Raw genomic sequence first — 25511 nt, 5'->3', positions numbered from 1 at the left:
GTGAATCATGAGCGAAAACACAGCATCCCCGGCAGCCGGCGTGCCCGGTACTGAACAACCCGCCAGCAAGCGGCGCTGGCCGGTCCTGGTCATGGGCCTGTGCCTGGTGGCGGCCGCGGTCACCGGCGTGGGCTGCAAGCCCAAGACTCCGGTGGCGGAGCTGGCCGGCGACAAGCTGGGCCTGAGCCGCCCCGATGGGCTGCTGGAAACCCATTCCCTGGCGCAGTTGCCCAAGGACCTGCTGGCAGTGCCTTTCCTCAAGGAAACCCTGACCGAGGATTTCGTCTTCTATTACCAGACCCACGCCGACCGCCTGGGCCTGATCGGCAGCCTGCGGCGGATCATCTACGAGCATGACCTGAAGCTGCAGGACAACCTGATCGAGCAGTTGTTCGACCAGCCGGCCGACGTGGCGCTGTGGCGCGGCGCCGACGGGCGTCTCAAGGACTTCCTGCTGGTGATGGACCGCGGCGGCCTGGCCAAGCTGCTGGAGCCCCTGGCCAAGGTGGCCCTGGATGACACCCAGTTGAGCAAGCTGGCGGACCTGAAGGTCGGTGGCGATGCGGTGACCCTGTACCAGTTGAATTACAACGCCAGCCGGTCCCTGGCATTCGCCTCCCACGGCGACAAGCTGGTGGTGCTGTCCAACCCCGCCAAGCTGTATGACCCCGCCACCGGCGCCGACGACGAGCATGGTGCGGTGTCCACCACCGCCCTGGAGGCCCTGCTCAACGGCGACAAACTGTTCCCCGAGGCCTTTGGCCTGGAAGCGCGCAAGCCTGAAGTGCAGCAGCGGCTGGCAGTCAATTCCAGCGTTCTGGCCATGGGTTACCAGCGCTTTATCCCCAACTTCGCCGGCCTGCGCTTCGACATGGACGACAAGGGCTGGCACAGCTACCTGGCCATGCAAGAGCAGGACAACCAGCCGGCGTTCGACTTCAAGCCGATCTGGCAGGCCATGCCCATGGGCGCCAGCGCCTGCGTAGCCTTGCCCCTGGCGGCGGAGCAGCAGAAGCCGTTGCTGGTCAAGCTGGGCGCCGAAGAAGCGGTGGCCACCACCCTGACCGAGCACATGGCCGGGACCGCCGGCCTGTGCTGGTACGCCGACTCGCGGCTGTACACACCGCTGCTGGTGGCCAGCCTCAAGGACAAGGACAATGCCAAGCTCGATGCGGACCTGGGCAAGCTGTTCGGCTCCATGGTCGGCACCCGGGAAAGCAAGGTGGCGGAGCGCATCTTCCCGGTGGTCGAGCAGCAGAACGGCGACGTGCACCAGTGGCAGCGCCAGGTCAGTTCCAACTTCGGCCAGTACCCGGCCAAGGAAGCCAAGGACCCGCAAACCATCACCGGTCGCGCCTTCATGCAGGTCAGCCTGGCCCGCCATGGCTCGACCTTGGTGTTCTCCCTGGATGACAAGCTTGTGAGCAAGGCCCTGGGCACCCTGGACAAGCGCTTCCCGCCCCTGGCGGACGTGGTGCCCAAGGATGCACTGATGCCGGTGTACCTGGGCCCGCAGTCCCTGGCCCAGCTGATCCAGCAGGAAACCTTCGACAGCCTGCCCCAGGACATGGAGCCGGTGTTCAACAACGCCGCGCAAACCTACTTGGTGCCCAAGCTGCGTACCCTCGGCGGTTATGGCAAGTACGCCCTGACCCTGCCCGAAGGCAGCGAGCCCGACGGTCACTGGCAATGGCTGCCTCTGCAATGGCGTGCCCTGTGAGTGCACTGCGCAAAGGTCTGAGCAGCCTTGGCCTGTTGGCCTTGTTGCTGAGCAGCGCCGTGGGCGCGACCCAGGCTCCGCCCCTGGACGTGCAGCAGTCCCAGGTGTTCCGTGCCTGGTTCGTGCGCATCGCCCAGGAGCAGTTGAGCCAGGGCCCGAGCCCGCGCTGGTACCAGCAGGACTGCGCGGGCCTGGTGCGCTTTGCCGCCAACGAAGCGCTCAAGGTCCACGACAACAAATGGCTGCGGGCCAACGGCATGTCCAATCGCTACCTGCCGCCGGAGCTGCAACTGAGCGAAGGCCAGCGCGGCCTGGCCCAGCAGTGGCAGCAGGGCGGCGGCCAGACCGGGCCCTACGTCAATGCCATCAAGCTGATCCAGTTCAACAGCCATCTGGTGAGCCGTGACCTGGGGCAGGCGCGCCCCGGTGACCTGTTGTTCTTCGACCAGGGCGACGACCAGCACCTGATGATCTGGATGGGCCGCAACATCGCCTATCACACCGGCACCACCACTCCCACCGACAACGGCATGCGCTCGGCTAGCGTGCAGCAACTGATGACATGGAAGGACACTCGATGGATACCCGACTCAGCCAACCCCAACTTCATCGGCATCTATCGACTGAACTTCCTCACCCAATGAGCGAATCCCGTATGTCCCGTTTTCTGTTTCGCCTGACCCTGGCCTTGACCCTGCTCACCCCCGTGGCCCTGGTCAACGCCGAAGACTCGGTGCCGCCCAGCGACTATGCGGCGGTCTCCGGCGAGAGTTTCTTCCTCCTGGCCGACAGCAGTTTCGCCAGCGACGAACAGGCCATGGTGCGCCTCGAAGCCCCGGGCCGTGACTACCGGCGCTTTCGCATGGAGCCCTATGGCGGCGCGGACATCCGGGTGTACCGGATCGACCAGCCGCTGGACTTTCTCAAGCGCCAGAAGAACCTGCACCGGGTGGTCAGCGACGGCCAGTTCAAGGGCGAGGGCCTGTCCAACACCCTGGCCTACCTGTGGGACAACTGGTACCGCAAATCCCGCCGGGTGATGCAGCGCGCCTTCTCCTACGAGTCACGCAAGCAGGTCACCGAAGAGGTGCCGGAACTGAAGGTGGGCAACTCCATGCTGGCGCCGACGCCGTATGACGCCCAGCCGCAATTCGCCCTGATCCCGGGGCTGCCTCTGGTGACCCAGTTCCGTTATCCGCTGTGGCAGGCCAAGCCGATCCAGCCGCCGGCCGGGGTAAACCTGTCCGGTTCCTCCAGCCAGTTCATCACCGTCGCCCCGGGCAACGTCTACATCCCGCTGGGGCAGCTCAAGCCCGGCCTGTACCTGGTGGAGGCCCTGGTGGGCAAGTACCGCGCCACCACCATGGTCTTTGTTTCCAACACCGTGGCGGTGAGCAAGATCGCCGGCGACGAACTGCTGGTCTGGGCCGCGGGCAAGCATGAAGGCAACTCGGTGCCCAAGGTCAATGTGCTGTGGACCGACGGCCTCGGCGTGATGAACAGCGGCGCCACCGACGAACAGGGCCTGGTGCGCCTCAAGCACGTCAGTCCCGAGCGCTCCTACGTGATCGGCGAAGACCAGGAAGGCGGGGTGTTCGTCTCCGAGAACTTCTATTACGACAGCGAAATCTACGACACCAAACTGTATGCCTTCACCGACCGGCCGCTGTATCGCCCGGGGGACTGGGTATCGCTGAAGATCGTCGGTCGCGAGTTCAAGAACGCCCGGGACTCGGTACAGCCGGGTGCCGGCACGGTGAACGTCAGCGTGCTGGATGCCGCCGGCACCGCCCTGCAGAACATGACCCTGAACCTGGACTCCAAGTCCGGCACCCAGGGCCGCTTCCAACTGCCGGAAAATGCCGTGGCCGGTGGTTATGAACTGCGTTTTGGCTACAAGGGCCAGGTCTACAGCAGTGCCTTCCGCGTGGCCGAGTACATCAAGCCGCACTTTGAAGTTTCCCTGGCCCTGGCCAAGCCGGACTTCAAGACCGGCGAGCCGGTGAAGGGCAACCTGGTACTGCTCTACCCCGACGGCAAACCGGTGGCCAACGCTCGCCTGCAACTGAGCCTGCGGGCCCAGCAGCTGTCCATGGTGGACAACGAACTGCAGTACATGGGCCAGTTCCCGGTGGAGTTGACCAGCGCCGAACTGACCACCGATTCCAAGGGCAGTGCGACCCTCGACCTGCCGGCGGCGGACAAGCCCAGCCGCTACATGCTCACCGTATTCGCCAGTGATGGCGCTGCGTATCGGGTCAAGACCACCAAGGAAATCCTCATCGAGCGTGGCGCGGCGAGCTTCAGCCTCAGCGCGCCGCAGCGTTTCAGCGCGGCCGGCGACAAGGTGCAGTTCAGCTACGCCAACCAGAACACCAGCGAGCAGAGCAAGAACGTCAAGCCGAGCCGCTACGGTTGGGTGCGCATGGAGGACCAGTCCACCGGCGAGGGCAAGCTGGCTGCCGCCGACAGCGGTTTCGCCCTGGCCTTCGAGCGCCCCGGTACCTACAACCTGACCCTGCGCGACGAGCACGATCGTGTACTGGGCGGCACCAGCCACTCGGTCACTGGCGAGGGCGTGAAAGCGGTGCCGGGCACCGTGGAAATCGTCCTCGACAAGCCCGAGTACAAGGCTGGTGACGAAGCCCTGGCGCTGATCACCTTCCCGGAGCCGATCAACGACGCCCTGCTGTCCCTGGAGCGGGACAAGGTCGAGGCCACGGCGCTGCTGTCCAAGGGCGGCGATTGGCTCAAGGTGGAAAAACTCAGCCCCACCCAATACCGCGCCCGGGTGCCGGTGAAGGACGGCTTTGCGCCGAACCTGACCTTTTCCGTGCTCTACACCAAGGGCGGCGAGTACAGCTTCCAGAACGCCGGGATCAAGGTGCTGACGCCGCAGATCGATGTGGCCATCCATACCGACAAGGACAAATACCAGCCGGGTGACATGGTCACCGTCGACCTGTCTACCCAGTTCGCCGGCAAGCCGGTGCCCGCACACCTGACGGTCAGCGTGGTGGACGAAATGGTCTACGCCCTGCAACCGGAAGTGGCGCCGAGCATCGACCAGTTCTTCTACCACCCGCGGCGCAACAATGTGCGCACCAGCGCCAGCCTGTCGTTCATCAGCTACGACGTGGCCCTGCCGGGCAGCCCCACCGCCCCGGGCAAGGCCAACCGCAGCGAACGCGGGGTCAAGGTACTGGAGCGTCCGCGGCGCGAAGACGTCGACACCGCTGCCTGGCAGCCTGAGCTGGTCACCGACGGTAGCGGCAAGGCGCGTTTCACCTTCCGCATGCCGGATTCCCTGACCCGCTGGCGCATCACTGCCCGGGCCATCGCTGATGATGGCCAAGTGGGGCAGAAAAAGCAGTTCGTGCGTTCCGACAAGGCCCTGTACCTGAAGTGGAGCGGTCCGACCCGCTTCCGCACGGGTGACAAGCCGGACCTGGGGGTATTCGCCTTCAGCCAGTCCGAACAACCCACCAAGGCCGAACTGGTGATCCATTACGCCGGGGAGTCCCAGCGCCTGCCGCTGACCCTCAACAGCGGCATCAACTATGTGGCGCTGCCGGCCATTGCCCCGGGCAATGGCGAGTGGAGCGCCGAGCTGGTGCAGGGCGGCAAGACCGTGGATGCCCTGGCGGTGCGCCTGGTGAGCAGTGCGGCCGGCTGGCAGAGCGTGCAGACCCAGAGCCTGGACGTGGTCACCATCAGCACGCCGCTGGGCCTGCCGGCCGATGCTGCGGACATTCGCCTGCGCCTGGACGACAGCCCGCAAGCGCTGTTCCGTTCGGCCCTGGATGACCTGCTGGAATACCCGTATGGCGGCGTCGAACAGACCGCCAGCCAGTTGCTGCCGTTGAGCGTTGCCTACCCGGCGCTGGCCAGCAATCCGCAGATCCGCGACCGGCTGCGGCTGATGATGCAGAACAGCCGTCTGCGCCTGGTGCACATGGCCGGGCCGGAAGCGGCATTCACCTGGTGGGGCGAAGATGCCGAGCCGGATGCCTTCCTCACCGCCTACGCCTATTACGCCGACTGGAATGCGAGCAAGGTGCTGGACCTGAACCTGCCGCCGGAGCACTGGCAGCGGGTGCTGGAGGTCTACGCCAAGCAGGCTGGCAATACGCCGTTGCTGCAACGGGCGCTGATCCTGTCGTTCGCCCGTGAAATGAAACTGCCGATCAACACCCTGGTCAGCGGCCTGATGGACGACCTGGCCAAGGCCGGTAGCGGCCCGGCAGCCAGCATGCAGGACAACGGCAGCGACAGTCTGGTGATGGACGATCCGGATTCGGCCCTCGGCCTGGCCAGCGCCCGGGTGCTGGCCGCGGCCCTGGCGCGGGATGCCAAGGTCACGCCACCCGCGGCGTTCGTCGCCCAACTGGAAGCGGCGCAGCAGCAATTGGATATCAGCTCCCAGCCGTTCACCCAGGCCCTGAGCCTGTCGCTCAAACCGTTCGACCAAGGCGCGGCGCGTGCCTTGCTGCAACGCCTGCTGCCGTCGCAATCGACCCTGGAACGGGCCCTGGCCCTGACCTGGCTGCAGCGCAGCATCGCCCAGTCGACCCCGGCGGTGGCCTTGAACCCGGGGCAGGGCTGGCAACAGCGCCAGGGCGCCAGCGGTGAAAGCTACTGGCAGTGGCAAGGGGCGCAGGTGCCGACGGTACTGGCCCTGGGCTCTGTGCCGGAACGTCCGCTGCGGGCGTCGGTGAGCTACCTGAGCAAGCTGGACATGGGCACGCCGTCGCCGGTGAACATCACCCGCCGCCTGTTGCGCCTGGTGCCGGGGGACGAAGCCTTCACCTTCAAGCTGGAACCGGTGGGCAACAAGCCGATCGCCAGTGACGGCCTGTACCTGGACGAAGTGATCATCGCCAACGAAGGCAACCGGCCGCTGCTGTACGGCATGCTGGAAGTGCCGCTGCCGCCGGGTGCCGATGTCGAGCGCACCACCTGGGGCATCAAGCTGGCCGGCCCGGCCGGTACGGAGGCGGCGTCCCTGGAGAAGGCTCGTTCCGAACCTGGGCAGATGAGCTACGCGGTGCCGCTGGATGCGTTGAACGACGGCAGCGAAGTGCGCCTGCGCCATCTGGTTCGCTTCTCCCAGAAAGGCCAGTTCAATCTGCCGCCGGCACGTTTCTACCAGGTGTACGCACCGGAGCATCAGGCTCAGGAACGCACCCCGGCCCTGGGTCAGGTCACGGTCAAATAACATGGTGCGGTGCTGGGCCTGGCTATGTCTGTGTTTGCTTCCTGGGTGGGTGACGGCCCAGGACGAGCCTCTGCGCCTGGCCTGGAAAACCGCCCCGGACAGTGAGCTGGTGAGCCTGAGCAAGACCCAGGTTCTGTCTCGCGAGCCGTTGCCCAAGGATCTGCAAGCGCCCCTGGGCAGTGTCTGGAAACTCTTTGTCTACGCCTGGCTGGTGGACACCGGCGCCCAGGAGCCGGCCTATGCCTGCCAGGGCAAGTCCAAGGAAGAGGTCTACTGCTGTGCGGTGGGCGCCAGCATCGCCCGTGATCAGGCGCTGGTACGTTCCTGCGGTTTGTATTTCGAGCCCCAGCGCTTGCAACTGTCCGCCGCTGACTGGCGCCATTACTGGCAGGCCCGCAACGCTCCCGACTGGTTGCAGGACCTCAACCAGCTGCAGCCCCAGACCCGGGTCCCGGTAGCGGAACTGCTGCAGGTGCTGGCGCTGTTGCCGGCCCGGGACACGGCCCGGCGCGTGCTGCTGGATGTGGTGCTCAATGCCGCCGACGGCGCTGTAGTGGGCGCCTTGGGCGGGCGCTTGCGGGTCAAGACCTGGAGCTGGCTGGCGGATCAGGACCCGCAATCGCGCCAGGGTGGTTTTGCCGGCTGGCTGGTGGATGGCACACCTCTGTGGGTGGGCGGGCGTGGCACCAGCCAACGGGTGTTGAAGGACTACGCCCAGGCCCTGAACCAGGAACTGCCGGACAACCCGCCTGTGGATAAAGGCCGCTGTGTGGAGGTCAGCCTGTTTTCCCGCTACCCGCTCAGAAGCGTCAGCCAGGGCGGCCAGCCGGCTAAACCGGGTGCCTTGCAAGGGGATTACCGGGTGGAGTTTGCCAACGGCAACCAGCTGGATATCCACAGCGCCGGCGAGCTGTTCCTGCAGCAAGACCCTGCGGCCCAGCGACTGGTGGCGCGCCTGGACCGTGAGGAATATGTCGCTCGGGTACTGCAGCGCGAAGCCACCAGTGAGCCAGTGGAGGCCGCCAAGGCGCTGGCCGTGGCCATCCGTACCTACCTGTTGCAGAACGCCGGGCGCAGCGGCGAATGCCTGAGCATCGACGACAGCAGCAACCGCCAGCGGGTCGCGCCGCGCCCGGCCACTGCCCAGGCCCGGGCCATAGCCGCCTGGACCAGCGACCTGGTGCTGGCCGGCACTCAAGTCACCTATCACTCGGACCTGAAGGCGCCGGACAAACTGTCCTGGCAACAGGCCGTGGAGCAGGCCCGGTCCGGGCAACGCTACGACGCCATCCTGCTGCACGCCTATCCCCGGGCCAGCCTCAGCCGCTGGGACAACCCCGTGGCCTCCTGCGAACCCTTGCCGGCGGCCCAGGAGTGGCTGCTGCAGCAGCGCCGGCGCTGGCGCCAACCGCTGGAGCAAGAGATCGGCTACAACGAAATCAGCCAGTTCGCCGTGTGCCGCCTGAGTTTCGGCCGGCCCTACGTCGACCGTGAACGGCAACGCATCTATGTGCGGGGCGTGCTCTCGCTGCAAGACCGCCTCGACCTGACTCACGAATACCTGCACCTGGCCTTTGAAGCTCATCCCAACGGCCAGGATGAAACCTACATCGAAGGGCTCGCCCGTCATCTTTTATTGGAATAGGCCATGAAACTTCCTGCTCCCCCGGTCCTCCTGTTCCTTTGTGGAATGTTCAGCCTGCCCATGGCCCTGGCCGACAGCGGCATCCAGCTCGACACCCCCAAGGGCGGCTGGCGCACTCGAGCCATGGATGGTGAACAGTACATTCAGGAGGTCAACTACCCGGCCTCCTCGGTGAATACCCCCCAGGGCCAGGCCGATACCGCGCGTATTCGCGGGCAGATCAAGGGTGCGCCCAAGGCGAACAAAGAGCCCGGCAAGCTGATCGTCAATGGCGTCAGCATGCCGCTCAAGTTCGATGAGCAAGGCAGCTTCGACCGGCCGTACGCCTTCCCCAACGGCAGCAACAGCGTCGAAGTGCGCAGCCCGGATGGCCAGCAGCGCAAGCGCGTGCAGTTTCTCAACACCGGCGGTGGCGTGACCCCGCCCAAGTTGCGCGTGCTGCTGTCCTGGGACAGCGACAATACCGACCTCGACCTGCACCTGGTAACCCCGGACGGCGCGCACATCTGGTACGGCGACCGCGTGGCTCCGAACGGCGCGACCCTGGATGTGGACGTGACCACGGGCTACGGCCCGGAGATCTTCTCCATGCCGGCGCCGCTCAAGGGCCAGTACCTGGTCTATGTGAACTACTACGGTGGCGGTTATCGCAGTGACGACGATGAAGACGGCGGCCAGGAAAATGCCGTGCAGCCCCTGACCACCGCCCAGGTCACAGTGATTACCGAGGAAGGTACGCCGGATGAAAAGAGCGAGACCTTTGTGGTGCCGATGCGCGCCCCCGGGGAACTGACCCTGGTGCGCAGTTTCAGTTATCCATGACCGGGCTCAACGGATGCGCTTTCCCGGCCATCCGTTCATTGCCCTGAGACAATACGGGCCCCCGGTGTTTGCCTTGCAATGAATCACCATTCATTGGCAGGGAAATGCAGAACATGGGTGCTTTTCAATCGTGGTTGAAGTGCTGTGTAGTGGCCGGAAGCTGTGCCTCCAGCCTGGTGTTGGCCGCGGGCGCCGACGGTTTGCAGCGGGTCAAGGTGGACCTGGTGGCGCCGCCCCAGGTGCATGCTCATGAGCAGGCTGTCAGCGGGCCGCCAAAGGTCGTGCAGTTCCGAATGAACGTGGAAGAGAAAAAGATGGTGGTGGACGATCAGGGCACCACCCTGCAGGCCATGACCTTCAACGGCTCCATGCCGGGGCCGACCCTGGTGGTGCACGAGGGCGACTACGTTGAGCTGACCCTGAGCAATCCGGCCAGCAACAGCATGCCCCACAACATCGACTTCCATGCGGCCACCGGTGCCCTGGGCGGTGCGGCCCTGACCCAGGTGCTGCCGGGGCAGGAAGTGGTGCTGCGTTTCAAGGCTGACCGCAGCGGGACCTTCGTCTATCACTGCGCGCCGCCGGGCATGGTGCCCTGGCACGTGGTTTCGGGCATGAGCGGGACCTTGATGGTGCTGCCGCGCGAAGGCTTGCAGGACCCTGCCGGCAAGCCCTTGCACTATGACCGGGCCTACACCATCGGCGAGTTCGACCTGTACATCCCCAAGGACAAGGACGGGCATTACAAGAGCTACCCGGACCTGGCCTCCAGCTACCAGGACACCCGTGAAGTGATGCGTACCCTGACCCCGAGCCACGTGGTGTTCAACGGCCGTGTCGGCGCCTTGACCGGAGCCAACGCCCTGACCGCCAAGGTCGGCGAAAGCGTGCTGTTCATCCACTCCCAGGCCAACCGCGACAGCCGTCCGCACCTGATCGGCGGCCATGGCGACTGGGTCTGGACCACCGGCAAGTTCGCCAACGCCCCGCAACGCAACCTGGAGACCTGGTTCATCCCCGGCGGTTCGGCCCTGGCGGCGCTCTACACCTTCAAGCAGCCGGGCACCTACGTGTACCTCAACCACAACCTGATCGAGGCCATGGAGTTGGGGGCTCTGGCTCAGGTCAAGGTCGAGGGGCAGTGGGACGATGACCTGATGACCCAGGTAAAGGCCCCCGGGCCCATGACTCCGGCCAAGTGATAGCAGCCGGGGCTCAAGCCCCGGCACCTGGCATCAGAGGTTCAGGGCGAACTTCAGGTAGCCCGGATACACCTGGCGCCAGTCGTCCTGGAAGGTATGGCCTTGCTCATGCTCATGGCTCTGGACCTGGTTGCCGGGTTCCAGGGCCTGTTGCGTGGCGGCGGTGAGCTTCTGGTTGCTCTCGTGCTCCTTGGCGCCATGGACGATGACGATGCGCTTGTCCCGGGCCTTGGTTTCGCCGAAGGGAATCCGGTAGCCGCCGGGTGACAGCAGCAGCGCGCCGCTGTAATGCTGCGGGTACTCGGCGATCAGGTGCGAGGCGTGCTCGGCACCTTGGGAGAAACCCATCAGGACGATGCGCGAGCGATCGATACGGGTCTGCTTTTCCAGTTTCTTCAGCGCTGCGCTGACCGCTTCTTCGGTCGGTGCTACCGAATGCTGCTGCCACATGAATTGGTGCTCGTCGCGCTTGAGAGTGCCGTTGATGCCCACCAGCACGGCTTTTCCCCCCACAAGGTCCGTGCGCATGTCGATGCCGTCGCTGCCTTCGGTACCGAACCCCGACAGCCAGACCACTACCGGCCAGCCCTTGCTCGGGGCCTTGCCCTGGGGAATGCTGAAGGCCGCAAGGCCCGCATCCCTGGCCTTGGCCGGGTAGTTCTTCTCGGCGGCCTGCAACAGCTTCTTGTAGGCCGGGTCCTGCTGCAACGATTCCAGTTCGTCGTCTTCCTTGAGCAGCACCAGCTGCCAGAAGCCACGCTCGCGGGCCTGGTCGAGGTATTCGGCGGCGCGCTTGTTCTTGTCCATGGCCGCCAGGCTGCCGGCGGCCTGGTAGGAGGCGTAGGCATTCTTTGGGTCGAGGCGGGCAGCGGTCAGGTAGTAGGCGAGGGCGCCGGCGTAGTTGTCGTGCTGGCTCTTCTCATTGTCCCCGGCCTCGATGAAATCCGCTGGCGTGGCTTCGTCCAGGTACAGGTTGGCCATGCCGGCCAGGCCTTGCCAGCGCCCCTTGGCGACGTCCTGTTGCGCATCGGCATGGGCCCAGGAACTGCTGAGGCTGAGAGCGCTGAACAGCGAGATAAATGACAGGGGCAGGCGTACTGCGGCCGGCAACGACATGACTGAGAGTCCTTTTTCAGTGAAGGAGGTCCCGGGCCGTTGCCCGAAACGGCGCGCAGCTTAGCATGGCGGATCGCCCGGATGGACGACCCGCGCTGTGGCCGGAGTCAGCGCCGAAGCGGTAGGTCAATCGCTCTGGTCGGCAGTGGAAATCACTTCATCGATCTTCCAGCAGCCCTTGTCCTTGATCATCCGCACATCGACGATCTGGGTGGTGTCCGGGGTGTTGCCCAACGTCACTTGCTCCTTGGCGCTGGAGCCCTGGACTTGTGGTTCGCTGACCTTGATCTGGGTCAGCCACTCATCCATGTAGTCTTGGGCCTTGAGGAAGTAGTCCTCTTCCAGGCCGTCGGGGCTGGCCATCTGTTTCTTGATCTTGGTGATCAGCGAGTCGGAGACGTACTTCTTCATTTCCGCCACGTTGTCGGTCAACGGATCCTTGTCTTCGCTGAAGGTTTGCAGGTACCAGCTATAAAACGCCTGGGTTGCGGGCTTTGGCGAACTGGCGCAGTCGGCCAGGGCGACCGACTGATGCATCGCGACCGCTGCCAGCAGCGAGCAGAACAGCATTCTCATGGGGGACCCCTTACGGATGGCGATAGATTTTGTAGGCAGGTTTCTGCACCCGGTAGGAATGCCCCGGGTAGAAACCGTGCAGTTGCTTGAAGTCTGACACCCAGAGTGTGCCGTTGAACATCGCCATGTGACCGTGGGGGTGCCCTGGAATGGGCTGGATGATCACCACATCGCCCGCTGCGGGCGTCTGGCCGGCCGGCTGTTCGATGAAACCGGCAGAAGTCAATGATGAGCCGAAGTCCTTGGCCGAGTGCTTCCTGTGCAGAATCACCCCACCGCCACCGGCTTCGATCGCCTGGCGAGTATAGGCCGCACAGCGCCCCGTACTACCGGCGTGAGCGTGAGCGTTCAAGTGACTGATAGCGGCTTCTTTATTCCACATTCCTTGTCATCCGAGAGTCCTGGAGAGCGGCGAGTTTATTCTTGCCCAAGGGCGCCGGAAATACTGGCTAAGTGCCTTATTTGCCGCCTTTGGGGGGCGTATCACAGTTATCCCGCTGATTGGCAAAACCACACAGGAGCCAGGCGGCTTGGCCGTTCAGTCCGGCTGCAACTCCAGGGCGCTGCGCGATACCGTGTGCACTCGGTTGCGCCCCTGGTGCTTGGCGTCATACAGGGCTACGTCGGCCAGGGACAACAGGCGCGGCAGGTCGTAGCCCCGGGTTTCACTGCTGACCACACCGATGCTGACGCTGAGCAACCCGGGTTCCAGCAGAGGCAAGCGGGCAAAAGCCTGGCGAACCCGCTCGGCTACCGTTACTGCGGCCTGCTCATCGGTCGCGGCCAGGAGGCAGGCGAACTCTTCACCGCCAATGCGGGCATATACGTCTTTTGTACCCAGGGTTTCTGCAAGTACCTGGCTGAATGCGACCAGCACCTGGTCGCCGGTCTGATGACCGTAGGCGTCGTTCAGGCGCTTTAAATGGTCCAGATCGCACAGCAGCAGGGCCATTGGTGAGCCCCGGCGCTGGCATTCGATCAGCATCCGCTCGCCATTGACCATGAACGCCCGGCGGTTGCCGATACCGGTCAGGGCGTCGCAGAAGGCCGCCGCCTTGAAGCGCAGTTCGACTCGTTCCTTGACCATGCACAGGGTCACGTAGGCAATGCCGATCACATACAGCATCGATTCGAACAGCATGAAGGAGAAGAGTGGCACCCCGGCACCGTAGCCTTTGAGCGCCTGATCCATGGCCACACCCTGGTCAATAAGGGCACGCACGATGTAGTACGTCGTGTGCAGCAGGGTCAGGACCACCGCCGGCATATAGGCGACCTCCAACTGCTGGCGGCTGCGCCAGAACTCCAGCAGGGTCAGCACGCCATAGGCCGCCGCCAGTAGCGAATACACCGAGACCCGAACCGGCATTGACTGGTAGAACGCCGGCACCACACACAGGATCAGCCAGATGCCGGCCCCGGCCAGCAGGCCCGGGACATGGGGGCGACGCCCGGCGAAGACCCGCATCGCTGTCCAGTTGAGGCCGGCACTCAGCAGCAGGACCACGTTGCCGAGGATTTTCGGCACGAAGTCCATGCCCGTGTCGCGCAGGCTGACCAGCACCACGCCCACCGCCGCCAGCAGCATCATGCCGCCCAGATAAGCCAGTGGCCGCTCACGGGTTTCCCGTAGCCAGGCGTGGAAGGTCAGCAGGCTCATCAGAAAGAAAATGAACACCGAGACTACGAGCAGGGTGGGGATGTGCAGGGCCATGTCCGGAATTCTCGTTAACGTCGCGCTCAAGGGGCAGGAGTCGAAGCCGGCCGCTGCAGAGCGGGCGAATTGCCATCAATGGGCGGGATTGTAGCGAGAACGTGAGTGCCTTGGTGTGGGGGGCAAGGAGTGAAGGTCCTAGCGGAACCTCCCGCAAAGCGCGTTGCCCTGGTAACCGTGCGCGATTGGCCCGAGGAACATGAATGGGCCACAGGCGTAGAAGTCCGAACCGACTTTCTGGTTCACATACAGCAACGCAGCTTCGGCGCCGTTTATATCGTTGCCGTACGAGGTGGCGCTGTAGGACTCGCAAACCGGCAGTTTCAGCGGGATTGGCAGGATCACGAGCAAAACGGTGGTGCCGCACCACTGGCGTTCGGCGGGGCTCTTCTGCGTGCGGGTGATGACTGGGGTCATGGAGTGGCCCACCAGCGTTTGGTGAGCGTCGGTCTTGGTGACTTGCCTTTCGGGCATATCCATCCAGGCACCCACGCACCCGCAAAGGCCAAGGGCTGTCAGCGCCGCCAGCAATGCACCGTTGATGGCTCGCCGCAGGGGTTGAAAATTCACCGCAGGGGATCTTGTGGGAGCTGCAAAGCTGCGTAGGTCGTGCATCCTGCACCTGCTGTCGGAGTGGCCAGTCCTTCCCGTGCTCGGGTTCCAGGCATTAAAAAGCCGGCTTGTGGCCGGCTTCTCGGGGACTGGCTTGGTTCATTTTTGGTAAACCGCACCAGCCTTCAAAACGTACACCCAGCTCTTGCGGCTGGCTGTGGGACTGGGCGAGAAAGTCATCCGCTTCGTCAGGCGCTCTGACCGCTTGAAGGGTCGATGCGCAAATGTGGGGCGCAGCATACGCATATTCGCCGGGAATTCCCAGTGCGAAGCGCGTTCCAGAGGCCTTGAAGCAGTAAAAAGTGCGAAGAATATGTTGCTGGATGCGTGGTCAGCCCGAGGAAGCGGTTCACCGGCAAGCGGGCGCCAGCAGGCAACCGGTGCTGCGTGCGGGCATAAAAAAGCCCCGGATGACCGGGGCTCTTTCTTGAAGCTTGTTGCTCCAAGCGTGCAGTTGCTGCTTAGCCTTTGTAGGCAGCAACCGACTTCAGGATCTCGGCGCGGGCTGCATCGGCATTGCCCCAACCGTCGATCTTCACCCACTTGCCTTTTTCGAGGTCTTTGTAGTTCTCGAAGAAGTGCTTGATCTGTTCCAGCAGCAGGGCTGGCAGGTCGGTGTATTCCTTCACGTCGACATACAGCTGGGACAGCTTGTCGTGTGGTACCGCGATCACTTTGGCATCGCCGCCGCCGTCGTCGGTCATGTTCAGGATGCCCACTGGACGGGCACGGATCACCGAGCCTGGCGCTACTGGGTAAGGGGTCACGACTAGTACGTCGAGGGGGTCGCCGTCGTCAGCCAGGGTGTTGGGGATGAAGCCGTAGTTGGCCGGGTAGAACATCGGGGTGGCCATGAAGCGGTCAACGAACAGGCAGTCGCTGTCTTTGTCGATTTCGTACTTGATCGGCGCGTGGTTGGCCGGGATTTCGATAGCGACGTAGATGTCGTTCGGCAGGTCTTTGCCCGCCGGAATCTTGCTGTAGCTCATTGGGCGTTGCCCCCGTTAGTTGACCAAATGACTTGGCCGGATTGACCAAAAAGTGGCGGCGATTATAGACACACTCCGCTACCGATGCCACGTACCAAGGGTCGTAGAACCTTGGTTGTACTGTGTCGCGGGCGTGTTCGGGTTTACCGAGCGACCGGCGGCCTGGTTGTCAGGTAACCGGTCTTCAGATGAACAGCTTAAATAGCGCGACAGGACATTAGTGGTGCGTTTGATAGACCGGATCTTCTGCTTGAAGTTGCTGTAACCGGGCCAGTGGATTCTGCCGATAAAACAGCTGTAGTTGTGCATAGACTTTCGGATAGGCCGCCACCAGCAAGTCCGGGGCGCTGAAGAAGTATTCGCTGGTGACGGCGAAGAATTCCGCCGGGTTTTCCGCGGCGTAGGGGTCGATGGCGGTTTCTGCGTCTGGATTGCGGTCCAACTGGTGGTTGAGGTCGTCGTAGGCGCTTTGCATCACTTGCGCCCACTCGCTGACCCGCATGTCGCTGTGCAGCGGCGGCAGGCCGTTGGCGTCGCCGTTGAGCATGTCCAGCTTGTGGGCCAGTTCGTGGATCACCAGGTTGTAGGCCTCCCAGCCTCCGCTGGCCAGGACTCCGGGCCAGGCGAGGATGATTGGCCCCTGTTGCCAGGCTTCGCCGCTGTGCTCGCCATCCCATTCGTGCTCGATACCGCTGGCGTCGCGATGGCGTTGCGGGCTGAGGAAGTCGTCGGGGTAAAGGATGATTTCGTGGAAGCCCTGATACCAGTTCAGGTCCCCCAGGTGCAGCAGCGGCAGCTGTGCCTGGGCCGCCAGTAGCAGGCGCTGTTCCTGGTGCAGCTCGACCCCGGGCAGGGCGGTGAGGTGCTTGTCGTCGAGAAACAGTACGCTGGCCTCGCGCAGCCACTGGTCCTCGGTGGCACTGATGCCGTCGAGGAAGGGCAGGTGCTGGCGTACCCGCTGCCAGGTTTCATCGCTGACCGGGTGCCTGGCCAGCCGGCGCTTGCGGCGCCAGGCGCTGAGGGACCACATGGTGCTTAGCGGGTTTCGGCTTTTTCGGCACTGCGGCCAAAACGGCTGCGCAGTACGCCAATGATCATCGGCACCAGGGACAGGAGGATGATGGCCACCACCAACAGCGAGAGGTTTTTCTTGATGAAGGGCACGTTGCCGAAGAAGTAGCCCAGGGTCACCAGGCCGCCGACCCAGAGGATGGTGCCGGCCACGCTGAAAGCGAAGAACCGTGGGTAAGGCATGCGCGCCACGCCGGCGACGAAGGGCGCGAAGGTGCGGATGATCGGCAGGAAGCGCGCCAGGGTCACGGTCTTGCCGCCGTGCTTTTCATAGAAATCGTGGGTTTTCTGCAGGTAGTCGCGGCGGAATATCTTCGAGTCGGGGTTGCTGAACAGCCGTTCCCCTGCCGTTCGTCCAATCACATAGTTGGTGCTGTCGCCAAGGATCGCCGCCAGCATCAGCAGGCCGCCCAGCAGTACCGGGTCCATGCCGCCGCCTGCGGCCACTGCGCCGGCGATGAACAGCAAGGAGTCGCCGGGCAGGAAGGGGGTTACCACCAGGCCCGTCTCACAGAAAATCACCAGGAACAGGATGGCGTAGATCCAGGGCCCGTAGTTGGTCACCAGCATGTCGAGATAAACGTCGAGATGAAGGATTAGGTCGATCGGGTTGAAATCCATTGGGGCACCTGTGATGACAGCCTGGCTCGGCAGGCCTGTGCGATGACTCGGAGAAAGGGACTACAGGGGGGTGTAGCTTTTCTTACGATCCGAAAAGGTCGGCATTATAAGGGCTGACAAGTGAAATGCGTGTTCAGATTGTAGCGGGGCGTTTCGGCTTGGCCGGTGCTTGGTAGGTTGCCGGGAGGGCGCGCGCCAGGGGCGGAAATACCAAAGCGGCCCTGGGGCCGCTGTCTGCAGAGTCAGTCGTCGCTGAGGGGCAGGACGTAGTTCTTGAACTCGGTATCTTCGCGAAAACCCATGGATTCGTAGGTTTTGCGTGCCACTTCGTTGTTGCTGCTGGTGGACACCCGCAGGCGCACGGCGTTGGTTTCCTTGGCCATCTTCTTCGCGGTGCGCATCAGGTTGTCCGCCACCAACTGGCGCCGGGCGTCTTCAGCAACGTAGATGTCGTTGAGAATCCACACACGCTTGAGGGAGAGGGAGGAAAAGCTCGGGTACAGCTGGCAGAAGCCCAGCAATTTGTTGCTGTCGTCGTCGGCCAGGGCCAGGTAGATCACCGATTCCTTGCGCCGCAGGCGTTTTTCCAGGAAGGCCCTGGACGAATCCGGGTAGGGCAGTGCGCCATAGAATTCGCGGTATTTGACGAATAAGGGGGTCAACAGATCCAGGTGCTCGAGGGTTGCTTGAGTAATCCGCATGGTGGCTCTCAACTTCAAGTGGATGTGACGGCACAGGTTGGATGACTCGGGCAGCCGTGTTGCGATGCTGCCCAAAGCGGCGAAAAAGCGCAATCGTCTTGCAAAGTCACGCTTGGGGCGGGCCCAGGAGGAAGTTGCCCTTCATATCTGCCGGCTCGTCGCTGTCCAGGGTCTGCACTTGCGCCTCGTCTTTGAGGTTCACCCCCGACAGTTGGCGGCGGCAGGCTTCACGCATCAGGTAGAGCAGGCGGTGAGCGGCCATGCCGTAGCTCAGGCCCTCCAGGCGCACATTGGAGATGCAGTTGCGATAGGCGTCGGTGAGGCCGATTTTCGGCTGGTAGGTGAAATACAGCCCCAGGCTGTCGGGGGAACTGAGCCCCGGGCGTTCGCCGATCAGGATCACCGTCATCTTCGCCCCCAGCAGTTGCCCGACCTCGTCGGCCACCGCCACCCGGCCCTGTTCCACCAGCACCACGGGCGACAGCGACCAGCCTTCGGCGGCGGTCTGTTCCTCCATGCGTGCCAGAAATGGCAGGGTATGGCGATGCACCGCCAGGGCCGACAGGCCGTCGGCTACCACCACTGCCAGATCGAACCCGCCGGGATGGGCGCTGGCGTAGTCGCGCAGGGCCTGGGCCGAGTCGTCACTGAGCCGGCGTCCCAGGTCGGGGCGTTGCAGGTAGCTGTGGCGGTCGGTGGCGGCGCTGTGCAGCAGCAGGCTGTCACGGCCGCGCTCGGCCAATTGGGCGCTCAGGCCGGCGTGGTCGAAGGGCAGGTGCACGGCGTCCCGGGCCTGGGCGTGGGCGTATTGGAAGTCCAGTTGAGCATCGGTGGGCAGGCTGGTGCCGGTACGGCCCAGGGCAATGCGTGCCGGAGTCAGGCGGCGCAGTTCCAGCCAGGGGTTCTGCGAATCGGTGGGGTGTTTTTGCATGAGCCTGTTCCTTATCCCAACTGGGCCAGCGCCTGGCGGAAAGCCGGCGGCAGGTTGTTGCCGAAATGCACCTTGCCGTCGGCCTGGGTGAAGATGCCGGTCCTGGCCAGCCATTGCTCGAATTCGGGAGCGGGTTTCAGGCCAAGGGTCTGCCGGGCATAGAGCGCGTCGTGGAAGGACGTGGTCTGGTAGTTGAGCATGATGTCGTCGGACCCGGGGATGCCCATGATGAAGTTGATTCCTGCCACCCCCAGCAGGGTCAGCAGGTTATCCATGTCGTCCTGGTCGGCTTCGGCGTGGTTGGTGTAGCAGATGTCACAGCCCATGGGCACGCCCAGCAGCTTGCCGCAGAAGTGGTCTTCCAGGCCGGCACGGATGATCTGCTTGCCGTTGTACAGGTACTCGGGGCCGATGAAGCCGACCACGGTATTGACCAGGAACGGCTTGAAGTGCCGGGCCACGGCATAGGCGCGGGTTTCGCAGGTCTGCTGGTCGATGCCGAAGTGGGCGTTGGCCGACAGGGCGCTGCCCTGGCCGGTCTCGAAGTACATCAGGTTCTGCCCCAGGGTGCCGCGGTTCAGGCTCAGGCCCGCCTCGTAGCCTTCCTGGAGCACGTTGAGGTTGATGCCGAAGCTGGCATTGGCCGCTTCGGTGCCGGCAATCGATTGAAAGACCAGGTCCAGGGGCACGCCGCGATTGATCGCCTCGATGGAGGTGGTGACGTGGGTCAGCACGCAGGCCTGGGTGGGGATCTCGTAGCGCTGGATGATGGCATCGAGCATTTCCAGCATGGCGCAGATCGAGGCGATGCTGTCGGTGGCCGGGTTGATGCCGATCATCGCGTCGCCGTTGCCGTACAGCAGGCCGTCGAGAATGCTTGCGGCGATGCCCGCCGGCTCGTCGGTGGGGTGGTTGGGCTGCAGGCGGGTGGACAGGCGTCCACGCAGCCCCAGGGTGCCGCGGAACTTGGTCACCACGCGGATCTTCTGCGCCACCAGGAGCAGGTCCTGCACGCGCATGATCTTCGACACCGCGGCGGCCATTTCCGGGGTCAGGCCCGGCGCCAGGGCCCGCAGGCTCTGTTCGTCGGCGGCGTCGCTGAGCAGCCAGTCGCGAAAGCCGCCCACGGTGAGGTGGCTGACCGTGGCGAAGGCCTCGCGGTCATGGGTGTCGATGATCAGCCGGGTGACTTCGTCGGACTCATAGGGAATCAGCACCTCTTCGAGAAAGTGCTTGAGTGGGATATCCGCCAGGGTCATCTGGGCGGCAACCCGCTCGCCGTCGTTGAGGGCGGCAACCCCGGCCAGAAAGTCGCCGGAACGGGCCGGGCTGGCCTTGGCCATGACGTCCTTGAGGCTGTCGAAGCGATAGGTCTGAGAACCTACGCTGTGGGAAAATTGGGCCATCTCAGTCTCCGTTTCAACGATGTAGGGGCGTTGCCGAGTGCTGGCGGATCATCAGGATGCCACCTTCTTCAGCAGGTTTTCCAGACGGTTGCCGGCAGCCCGGTGATGGAGGATGGCAAAGGCCTTTTCCGCCACCAGGCTGCCGCCTTCCAGCGGCGGCAGGCCACCGCTGTAGATGTTCGAGATCACGGTGTATTCATAGCGAATGTCGGCATTGCCGCTGAACTGGGCGGCGGCGCGGCGGGCCTGCTCGTCCGGCAGGCGGTAGCCCAGGTAGGCGGACATGCTCCGTGAGGCCAGGGCATCGCCGCCGGGCCGCTCGCCGATCAGCACGATGATCAGCTGGGGTTGCAGGGCCTCGCCCACCGATTCCGCCAGCTTGACCCGGCCATAGGGCGCGAGGATCGGCTGGCCGATGCGCAGCTCGCGGCTGTGCAAGCCGTCCAGCAGCACCGGCAGCAGCTCGGGAATGTTGTGGTGGATGGCCTCGGCACTGAGGCCGTCGGAAATCACGATCTGCACGTCGTTGTATTCCGGTTTAAGGCGCCGCAGCACTTCCTCGGTCAGCCGCGCGCCCAGCTCCGGGTCTTGCAGATGGGCCAGCTTGTCCGGGGCGGCGGTGCGCAACTCACGCAGGGGAATGGCGCCGATTTCGGTGGGGCGCAAGTCGACGTAGATTGCCTCGCGGGCCACTGCCAGGTTGGCGCGTACAGTACGCGACACGCTGTTGGCCGGGCGCGGCCCGGCGTTGTCGAAGCCGTAGGTGGCCGGGGTGGATTCCAGCAGGCGCTGGAAGTCGATGTCCGACTGGCAGAAAATCCTCGGGTTGCCCCAGTTCGGCCCGCGTTCCACGTTGCCGTGGGCGTCTTCCTGGAAAATCCCCTTGCCCAGGGCCCAGCGCAGGTATTCCGGGGCCGGTGCCAGGTCGTGCACCTCGCGCAGGGTCTGGTTGTCGTGGGCGCTGGTGTCGAAGTAGGCGAGCATGCGGTCGGTGCTCAGGTACACGTCCATGAAGAAGTTGGCCCCGGCCGCGGTCAGCAACTCGGTGGCCATCTGCTGGCCTTCCAGGGTTACTTGCGAGTGCAGGGTGTAGCAGGGGGCCATGCCCATGGGCAGGCCCAGCAACTTGCCCATGAACTGGTCCTGCAGGCAGGAATAGGTCATCTCGAAGTTGTCGAGGTGGGTTTCCGGGCCGATGAAGCCGGTGACGTTGTTTACCATGTACGGCCGGTAGCGCCGGGCAAGCCCGTAGCACAGGGCTTCGCAGGTGGTCATGTCGATGCCTTCGTGCTTGCCGTAGGTCAGCTCGCTGCCCTGGCCAGTCTCGAAGTACATGAAGTTTTCCGCCACGTCCCGCAGCGGGCCGCGCTCGGCCATGGTCTGCCAGGCCTGGTCCAGCAGTTGCACGGTAACGTCGAACTCGTCGGTCAGGGTACGTTCGGTGCCCGCCAGGCTCTGGAACATGATCTCCACTGGAGCGCCCTGGTCGAGGCAGGCCAGTTGGGTCTTGATATGGGACAGCACGCAGATTTGGGTGGGTGCTCCGGTTTCCCGGCGCAGCTTGTCCAGGTGGTGGAGCGTGGCGCTGATGTTGTCCACGGTATCGATGGCCGGGTTGAGGCCGATCAACGCGTCCCCCGAGCCCATGCTCAGGCCGGTGTAGACCAGCAGGGTGATGCCGCTGAGGTTGTCGGTGGGATGGTTGGGCTGCAAGCGCGACGACAGGGTGCCGGGCAGGCCCACCAGGGTTCGGGCCTTGGCGGCCGCGCCACTCTTGAGCTTTTTCGACAGCAGGATCAGTTCATGCACATCCAGCAGCTTGGCCAGGGCGGCCACCATCACCCCGGTCAGGGCGCGGCCGATGCGGCGTATTTCGGTGCCGTGGCTGCGCAGCAGGCGATCTTTCAGGGCGCCCAGGGTAAGAGGGGCGATTTCCCCGAACACTTCGTGGTCGATGTCGTAGTTGACCTGCATGACACTGTCGATATGGCCGTGGCGGTCGGTCAGCGGGTGCTGGAAATAGTGATCCAGGGTCAGTTCCGAGAGCACCTTGCGCGCTGCTTCGCGAGTGATTTCATCCACGGCGGCCAGCCCCGCCACACGGTCCCCGGCCTTGCTGATATCGGCGGCGCCGAGCACCGCCTTGAGGCTGTCGAAGGCGATCTGGCGATCCAGCACCCGGGTGCTGTAGCCACGTTCGGCCGGGACGACGGGAAGGCGGATGTGCTGCAGTTCGGTGAGTGACATGGCAAGACTCTCCTTGGCCGGCATCGGCATCAGTGCACACCGTAAAAGGCGACGGGCACTATGTGCTGATGGGGTGTTCCCAGATTGATGAAGTGCGCCGAGCGTTCACGTACTTCGTCGATGACGATCAGGTTGCAAGAACTGCGCCCCCAATCCGTGGCGTAGTTGCCCAGGACCTTGCCGACGTTGCTCTCCAACAGCAGCACCAGCGGCCATTGGGCTGCCGGGCGGGCAGTGCCCAGGGCCCGGCACAGCAGGGCGCCGAGGTGGCGTATTTCTTCCAGGCCCGGCGCCTGGCCGCCATCGAGCAGTTGCAGGCAGGCACCGTCGCGGCTGCTCAGGGCCAGTTCCAGGGCCGCCTCCAGTTGCTGCCGGGAGGCGCGCACCGATAGACGGGCCACGATGGGCAGGTCCTTGAGCGGCAGTGCTTCGGGCCGGGGCAGGAACAAGGTGCTGCCGGAGATTTCGGTGTTGTGCAGGGTCAGCCCGTAGACCGTGGCCCGGCCACGGTTTTCCGGGACCAGGCGGCGGGCGTCACGCACCAGCCGCGGCTGGCGGGCAATGGCCAGGGCCAGGTCGATGCCCAGGTCGCCGTAGTGGGTGGTGCCGGGCAGGGTTTCACCCTGCAAGTGCCGATACAGCAACTCGCCGACGCCACCGGAAAAGGTCAGCGCCACATCAGGTTCGTGAGCCGGCAGGTTCAGCGGCAGTTGCTCCGTCAACCGGCCCAGCGGGCTGGCAAAGAACGCTCGGTCCCCCGACACGAGCGCCAGCAGGGCGTCGATGTACCAATCCAGCACGGCCTGCAGTTGTGAGCTGTCGAGGAGTTGCCCGGATGTTTTGCCAATCGCCAGGTGATCGAGCAGGGCCCGGCCGAACTCCGACATTCCGCTGAGCCGATAGCTGCCCGGCTCGAATTGCAGGTGCCGGGCACCGATGAAATGGCAACCGCTGGCCAGCACATTGCCCTCCAGGCCCCAGGCGGCATTGGTGGTGCCACCGCCGATATCCAGGTTGAGCATGGGCTGCTGCGCGTGAAAGCGGCTCAGGGCCGAGCAACTGCCCATGAACGCCAGCCAGGACTCCAGGCCGCCATCGTCGGCACGGGTGATCAGTGCGTTACCGATCAGTTGCCCCACCAGTTGCGCCAGGGCCTGGGCGTTGTGCCGACGGGCCGCCAGCCCGGTGATGATCACCCCGCCGGAAAACAACTGCTGCGGACGCACGTCCGCCTGTTCAAGCCAGGTTTCGATCAGGCCGCGGATCGCGGCTTCATCGATGACCTCATCCTTGAAGGGCGTGAACACCGGGTCGCCGCGAAACAGCACCCGGGGTTCGTTGAGGGCCATGCGCCCGGTGATGCAGTGGCTGCTGAGGCTGGCCTGGGCAATCAGCACGCTGCTGGTGGTGGACCCGAAGTCCAGCCCCAGCAGCAAGACCTGGGCGCCGCCGGTGAAGGCTTGCATGCAGGCGTTCCTCGCCGCGACGGAGTCAGGCCGTGGCCTTCTGGCCTGCCGGTTCCGGGGTTTCCAGGGCCGTGCCGCCCAGGTACTCGCCTTCGCCGATGATTCCGGCAGCCCGGTCCTGGGCTTCCAGTTGCAGGGCCTTGGGCACCGACAGCCAATAGGCCAGTCCCACCGCGACGAAGCCGGCGCTGATTTTGCCGATCAATACCGGGAGGATGATGGTCGGCTGGAAGTTGGCGGTGAAGGACAGGTGGTCCCCCAGCAGGAAGGCGGCGCAGACACCGAAGGCGATGTTCACCACCTTGTCCTTGGGCGGCATGAAGCGCACCAGGCGGAACATGGCCAGGATGTTGGCGATGGTGGCCAGCATGCCGGCACTGCCTACCGCGCTGAGGCCGATCTTGCCGCCGAGGTTTTCCAGGGGCTTGCCCAGGTACTTGCGCAGCAGGTAGACCATGGGGAAGGCGCCGGCCAGCATGATGCCGATGTAGCCGGCGGTTTCCAGGGCGCGGGTCTGGTCCTCTGCGTCGGCGATGATCGGGTGGAAGCCCCAGCCGCCGAACACCGCGGAGAAGGCCCCGGTGAAGTACTCGACGATGGAGAACACCAGTACCAGCTTGATCGCCGCGTCCATGGCCCGGCCGAAGATGATGAAACCCTTGATCATCATGTCCGGCAAAAAGCGCAGGCCCAGGGCCAGGGCCACGACGAAGATCAGGATCGGCAGCAGGTTGGCGAAGATGCTGCCCAGGCCCAGGGCCAGTTGGTAGCTGGCTTCGCCGCTGGTGCTGACCAGTTCGCGTACCTGCGGGTTGCTGAAGGCCAGGATCAGGCTGGCGATCATTACGCCCACGGGAATGGTGAGGATCCCGGACATGATCCCCAGGGCCATGTACTTGTGGTCGCGCTTGTCGAGCATCGCCAGGCCCATGGGGATCGAGAAGACGATGGTGGCGCCACCCATGAAGCCGGTGATCAGCGCCATTACCAGCGCTTCCTTGCTGGCGGCCAGGGCCGAGGCCAGCTGATAGCCGCCCATGTCCGAGGCGATGATCATGGTCGCCGCCAGGGCCGGATCGGCTCCCAGGGAATTGAAGAACGGTCCGAAGACGGTTTCGATGACCACGGTGAGATAGGGGATGGAGGCCATGATGCCTGCGGCCGGCACGAAGATGTAGCCGGTGGCGTGAATGCCTTCCATGAATTCCTTGCCCAGGCCTCGCTCGCTGTCATAAATGGCGGCGAAGGCGCCAAGTACGGCGCAGAGCATGATGAGGTAGAGCACGTAGTTGCCGATCTGATCCATTGCGTTTGTCCCTTGTTATTGTTTTTCAAGCAGGGTCTGTGCACGACTGGTTTGGCGCAGAACTTCCGACAGCAGTGTCCCGTCCGGCAAGCCGTCGGCACCGGATCAGAGCAGGTGAACCTGTGCGGCAAGGCCGCGAAAAGGCCTC

The 25511-nt window shown here is 64.1% G+C and carries 20 protein-coding genes; 6 read left to right on the top strand and 14 right to left on the bottom strand.

Annotated elements, in window-relative coordinates:
- Positions 1–7 precede the first annotated feature (7 nt).
- From AC1RL5_RS23910 to nirK, 6 genes are all read left to right on the top strand, one after another.
- Positions 8–1720, top strand: coding sequence for a DUF2138 domain-containing protein (locus AC1RL5_RS23910; protein ID WP_015637192.1), 1713 nt, complete (start codon positions 8–10; stop codon positions 1718–1720).
- Entirely contained in the window at positions 1705–2364 is a 660-nt protein-coding gene (locus tag AC1RL5_RS23905; protein WP_015637191.1) for a DUF1175 domain-containing protein, read from the top strand. Before AC1RL5_RS23910 ends, AC1RL5_RS23905 begins: the two co-directional genes overlap by 16 nt.
- The gene (locus AC1RL5_RS23900) at positions 2361–6938 is read left to right on the top strand and encodes an alpha-2-macroglobulin family protein (RefSeq protein WP_072452879.1); all 4578 of its coding nucleotides are present in this window, start codon (positions 2361–2363) and stop codon (positions 6936–6938) included. Before AC1RL5_RS23905 ends, AC1RL5_RS23900 begins: the two co-directional genes overlap by 4 nt.
- A gap of 1 nt (position 6939) precedes the next feature.
- Complete coding sequence (locus AC1RL5_RS23895; protein ID WP_011063719.1) at positions 6940–8583, top strand: DUF2300 domain-containing protein; 1644 nt, start codon at positions 6940–6942, stop codon at positions 8581–8583.
- A 3-nt stretch (positions 8584–8586) separates the two neighbouring features.
- Positions 8587–9405: a YfaP family protein gene (locus AC1RL5_RS23890; protein ID WP_015637188.1), complete on the top strand. Its 819-nt coding sequence runs from the start codon at positions 8587–8589 to the stop codon at positions 9403–9405.
- A 113-nt stretch (positions 9406–9518) separates the two neighbouring features.
- On the top strand, positions 9519–10607 hold the full coding sequence (gene nirK, locus AC1RL5_RS23885; RefSeq protein WP_011063717.1) for a copper-containing nitrite reductase: 1089 nt from the start codon (positions 9519–9521) through the stop codon (positions 10605–10607).
- Positions 10608–10640: 33 nt separating this feature from the next.
- Here the strand turns inward: nirK and AC1RL5_RS23880 are convergent, their stop codons facing one another.
- The 14 genes from AC1RL5_RS23880 to eutH all read right to left on the bottom strand — a co-directional run bounded on the left by AC1RL5_RS23880 (position 10641) and on the right by eutH (position 25363).
- Positions 10641–11723 carry a dienelactone hydrolase family protein gene (locus tag AC1RL5_RS23880; RefSeq protein WP_093409682.1) on the bottom strand — a complete coding sequence of 361 codons (1083 nt, stop codon included), beginning with the start codon at positions 11721–11723 and terminating at the stop codon, positions 10641–10643.
- A 126-nt stretch (positions 11724–11849) separates the two neighbouring features.
- On the bottom strand, positions 11850–12299 hold the full coding sequence (locus AC1RL5_RS23875) for a DUF3828 domain-containing protein (protein ID WP_011063716.1): 450 nt from the start codon (positions 12297–12299) through the stop codon (positions 11850–11852).
- A 10-nt stretch (positions 12300–12309) separates the two neighbouring features.
- Entirely contained in the window at positions 12310–12681 is a 372-nt protein-coding gene (locus AC1RL5_RS23870; RefSeq protein WP_011063715.1) for a hypothetical protein, read from the bottom strand.
- 156 nt (positions 12682–12837) lie between these two features.
- Complete coding sequence (locus AC1RL5_RS23865; protein WP_492590127.1) at positions 12838–14013, bottom strand: GGDEF domain-containing protein; 1176 nt, start codon at positions 14011–14013, stop codon at positions 12838–12840.
- Between the two features lie 138 nt (positions 14014–14151).
- Positions 14152–14583, bottom strand: coding sequence for a hypothetical protein (locus AC1RL5_RS23860; protein ID WP_072453043.1), 432 nt, complete (start codon positions 14581–14583; stop codon positions 14152–14154).
- A gap of 503 nt (positions 14584–15086) precedes the next feature.
- Complete coding sequence (gene ppa, locus AC1RL5_RS23855) at positions 15087–15614, bottom strand: inorganic diphosphatase (RefSeq protein WP_011063696.1); 528 nt, start codon at positions 15612–15614, stop codon at positions 15087–15089.
- A gap of 217 nt (positions 15615–15831) precedes the next feature.
- A complete protein-coding gene (locus AC1RL5_RS23850; RefSeq protein ID WP_072452888.1) occupies positions 15832–16644 on the bottom strand; it encodes a M90 family metallopeptidase in 813 nt (270 codons plus the stop codon).
- Between the two features lie 5 nt (positions 16645–16649).
- Positions 16650–17306: a DedA family protein gene (locus tag AC1RL5_RS23845; RefSeq protein ID WP_093409692.1), complete on the bottom strand. Its 657-nt coding sequence runs from the start codon at positions 17304–17306 to the stop codon at positions 16650–16652.
- 242 nt (positions 17307–17548) lie between these two features.
- Positions 17549–18007: a GNAT family N-acetyltransferase gene (locus tag AC1RL5_RS23840; protein WP_011063693.1), complete on the bottom strand. Its 459-nt coding sequence runs from the start codon at positions 18005–18007 to the stop codon at positions 17549–17551.
- 106 nt (positions 18008–18113) lie between these two features.
- Positions 18114–18938 carry an ethanolamine ammonia-lyase subunit EutC gene (gene eutC, locus AC1RL5_RS23835; RefSeq protein WP_041120010.1) on the bottom strand — a complete coding sequence of 275 codons (825 nt, stop codon included), beginning with the start codon at positions 18936–18938 and terminating at the stop codon, positions 18114–18116.
- Between the two features lie 11 nt (positions 18939–18949).
- Positions 18950–20344 carry an ethanolamine ammonia-lyase subunit EutB gene (locus tag AC1RL5_RS23830; protein ID WP_492590125.1) on the bottom strand — a complete coding sequence of 465 codons (1395 nt, stop codon included), beginning with the start codon at positions 20342–20344 and terminating at the stop codon, positions 18950–18952.
- A gap of 51 nt (positions 20345–20395) precedes the next feature.
- On the bottom strand, positions 20396–22591 hold the full coding sequence (locus AC1RL5_RS23825) for an ethanolamine ammonia-lyase (protein ID WP_103407242.1): 2196 nt from the start codon (positions 22589–22591) through the stop codon (positions 20396–20398).
- 29 nt (positions 22592–22620) lie between these two features.
- The gene (locus AC1RL5_RS23820) at positions 22621–24057 is read right to left on the bottom strand and encodes an ethanolamine ammonia-lyase reactivating factor EutA (RefSeq protein WP_015637179.1); all 1437 of its coding nucleotides are present in this window, start codon (positions 24055–24057) and stop codon (positions 22621–22623) included.
- 25 nt (positions 24058–24082) lie between these two features.
- On the bottom strand, positions 24083–25363 hold the full coding sequence (gene eutH / locus AC1RL5_RS23815; RefSeq protein ID WP_011063688.1) for an ethanolamine utilization protein EutH: 1281 nt from the start codon (positions 25361–25363) through the stop codon (positions 24083–24085).
- Positions 25364–25511 lie beyond the last annotated feature (148 nt).

It is taken from the genome of Pseudomonas sp. GW822-FHT06D10 (assembly GCF_058799535.1).
The sequence above is the reverse complement of the archived record's forward strand: the minus strand, read 5'-3'. Positions and strand labels throughout refer to the sequence as shown.

Bases quoted from the DNA above. Each gene is read 5' to 3' on its own strand.
- AC1RL5_RS23910 (WP_015637192.1), top strand. From the start codon at position 8: ATGAGCGAAAACACAGCATCCCCGGCAGCCGGCGTGCCCGGTACTGAA.
- AC1RL5_RS23905 (WP_015637191.1), top strand. From the start codon at position 1,705: ATGGCGTGCCCTGTGAGTGCACTGCGCAAAGGTCTGAGCAGCCTTGGC.
- AC1RL5_RS23900 (WP_072452879.1), top strand. From the start codon at position 2,361: ATGAGCGAATCCCGTATGTCCCGTTTTCTGTTTCGCCTGACCCTGGCC.
- AC1RL5_RS23895 (WP_011063719.1), top strand. From the start codon at position 6,940: ATGGTGCGGTGCTGGGCCTGGCTATGTCTGTGTTTGCTTCCTGGGTGG.
- AC1RL5_RS23890 (WP_015637188.1), top strand. From the start codon at position 8,587: ATGAAACTTCCTGCTCCCCCGGTCCTCCTGTTCCTTTGTGGAATGTTC.
- nirK (WP_011063717.1), top strand. From the start codon at position 9,519: ATGGGTGCTTTTCAATCGTGGTTGAAGTGCTGTGTAGTGGCCGGAAGC.
- AC1RL5_RS23880 (WP_093409682.1), bottom strand. From the start codon at position 11,723: ATGTCGTTGCCGGCCGCAGTACGCCTGCCCCTGTCATTTATCTCGCTG.
- AC1RL5_RS23875 (WP_011063716.1), bottom strand. From the start codon at position 12,299: ATGAGAATGCTGTTCTGCTCGCTGCTGGCAGCGGTCGCGATGCATCAG.
- AC1RL5_RS23870 (WP_011063715.1), bottom strand. From the start codon at position 12,681: ATGTGGAATAAAGAAGCCGCTATCAGTCACTTGAACGCTCACGCTCAC.
- AC1RL5_RS23865 (WP_492590127.1), bottom strand. From the start codon at position 14,013: ATGGCCCTGCACATCCCCACCCTGCTCGTAGTCTCGGTGTTCATTTTC.
- ppa (WP_011063696.1), bottom strand. From the start codon at position 15,614: ATGAGCTACAGCAAGATTCCGGCGGGCAAAGACCTGCCGAACGACATC.
- AC1RL5_RS23850 (WP_072452888.1), bottom strand. From the start codon at position 16,644: ATGTGGTCCCTCAGCGCCTGGCGCCGCAAGCGCCGGCTGGCCAGGCAC.
- AC1RL5_RS23845 (WP_093409692.1), bottom strand. From the start codon at position 17,306: ATGGATTTCAACCCGATCGACCTAATCCTTCATCTCGACGTTTATCTC.
- AC1RL5_RS23840 (WP_011063693.1), bottom strand. From the start codon at position 18,007: ATGCGGATTACTCAAGCAACCCTCGAGCACCTGGATCTGTTGACCCCC.
- eutC (WP_041120010.1), bottom strand. From the start codon at position 18,938: ATGCAAAAACACCCCACCGATTCGCAGAACCCCTGGCTGGAACTGCGC.
- AC1RL5_RS23830 (WP_492590125.1), bottom strand. From the start codon at position 20,344: ATGGCCCAATTTTCCCACAGCGTAGGTTCTCAGACCTATCGCTTCGAC.
- AC1RL5_RS23825 (WP_103407242.1), bottom strand. From the start codon at position 22,591: ATGTCACTCACCGAACTGCAGCACATCCGCCTTCCCGTCGTCCCGGCC.
- AC1RL5_RS23820 (WP_015637179.1), bottom strand. From the start codon at position 24,057: ATGCAAGCCTTCACCGGCGGCGCCCAGGTCTTGCTGCTGGGGCTGGAC.
- eutH (WP_011063688.1), bottom strand. From the start codon at position 25,363: ATGGATCAGATCGGCAACTACGTGCTCTACCTCATCATGCTCTGCGCC.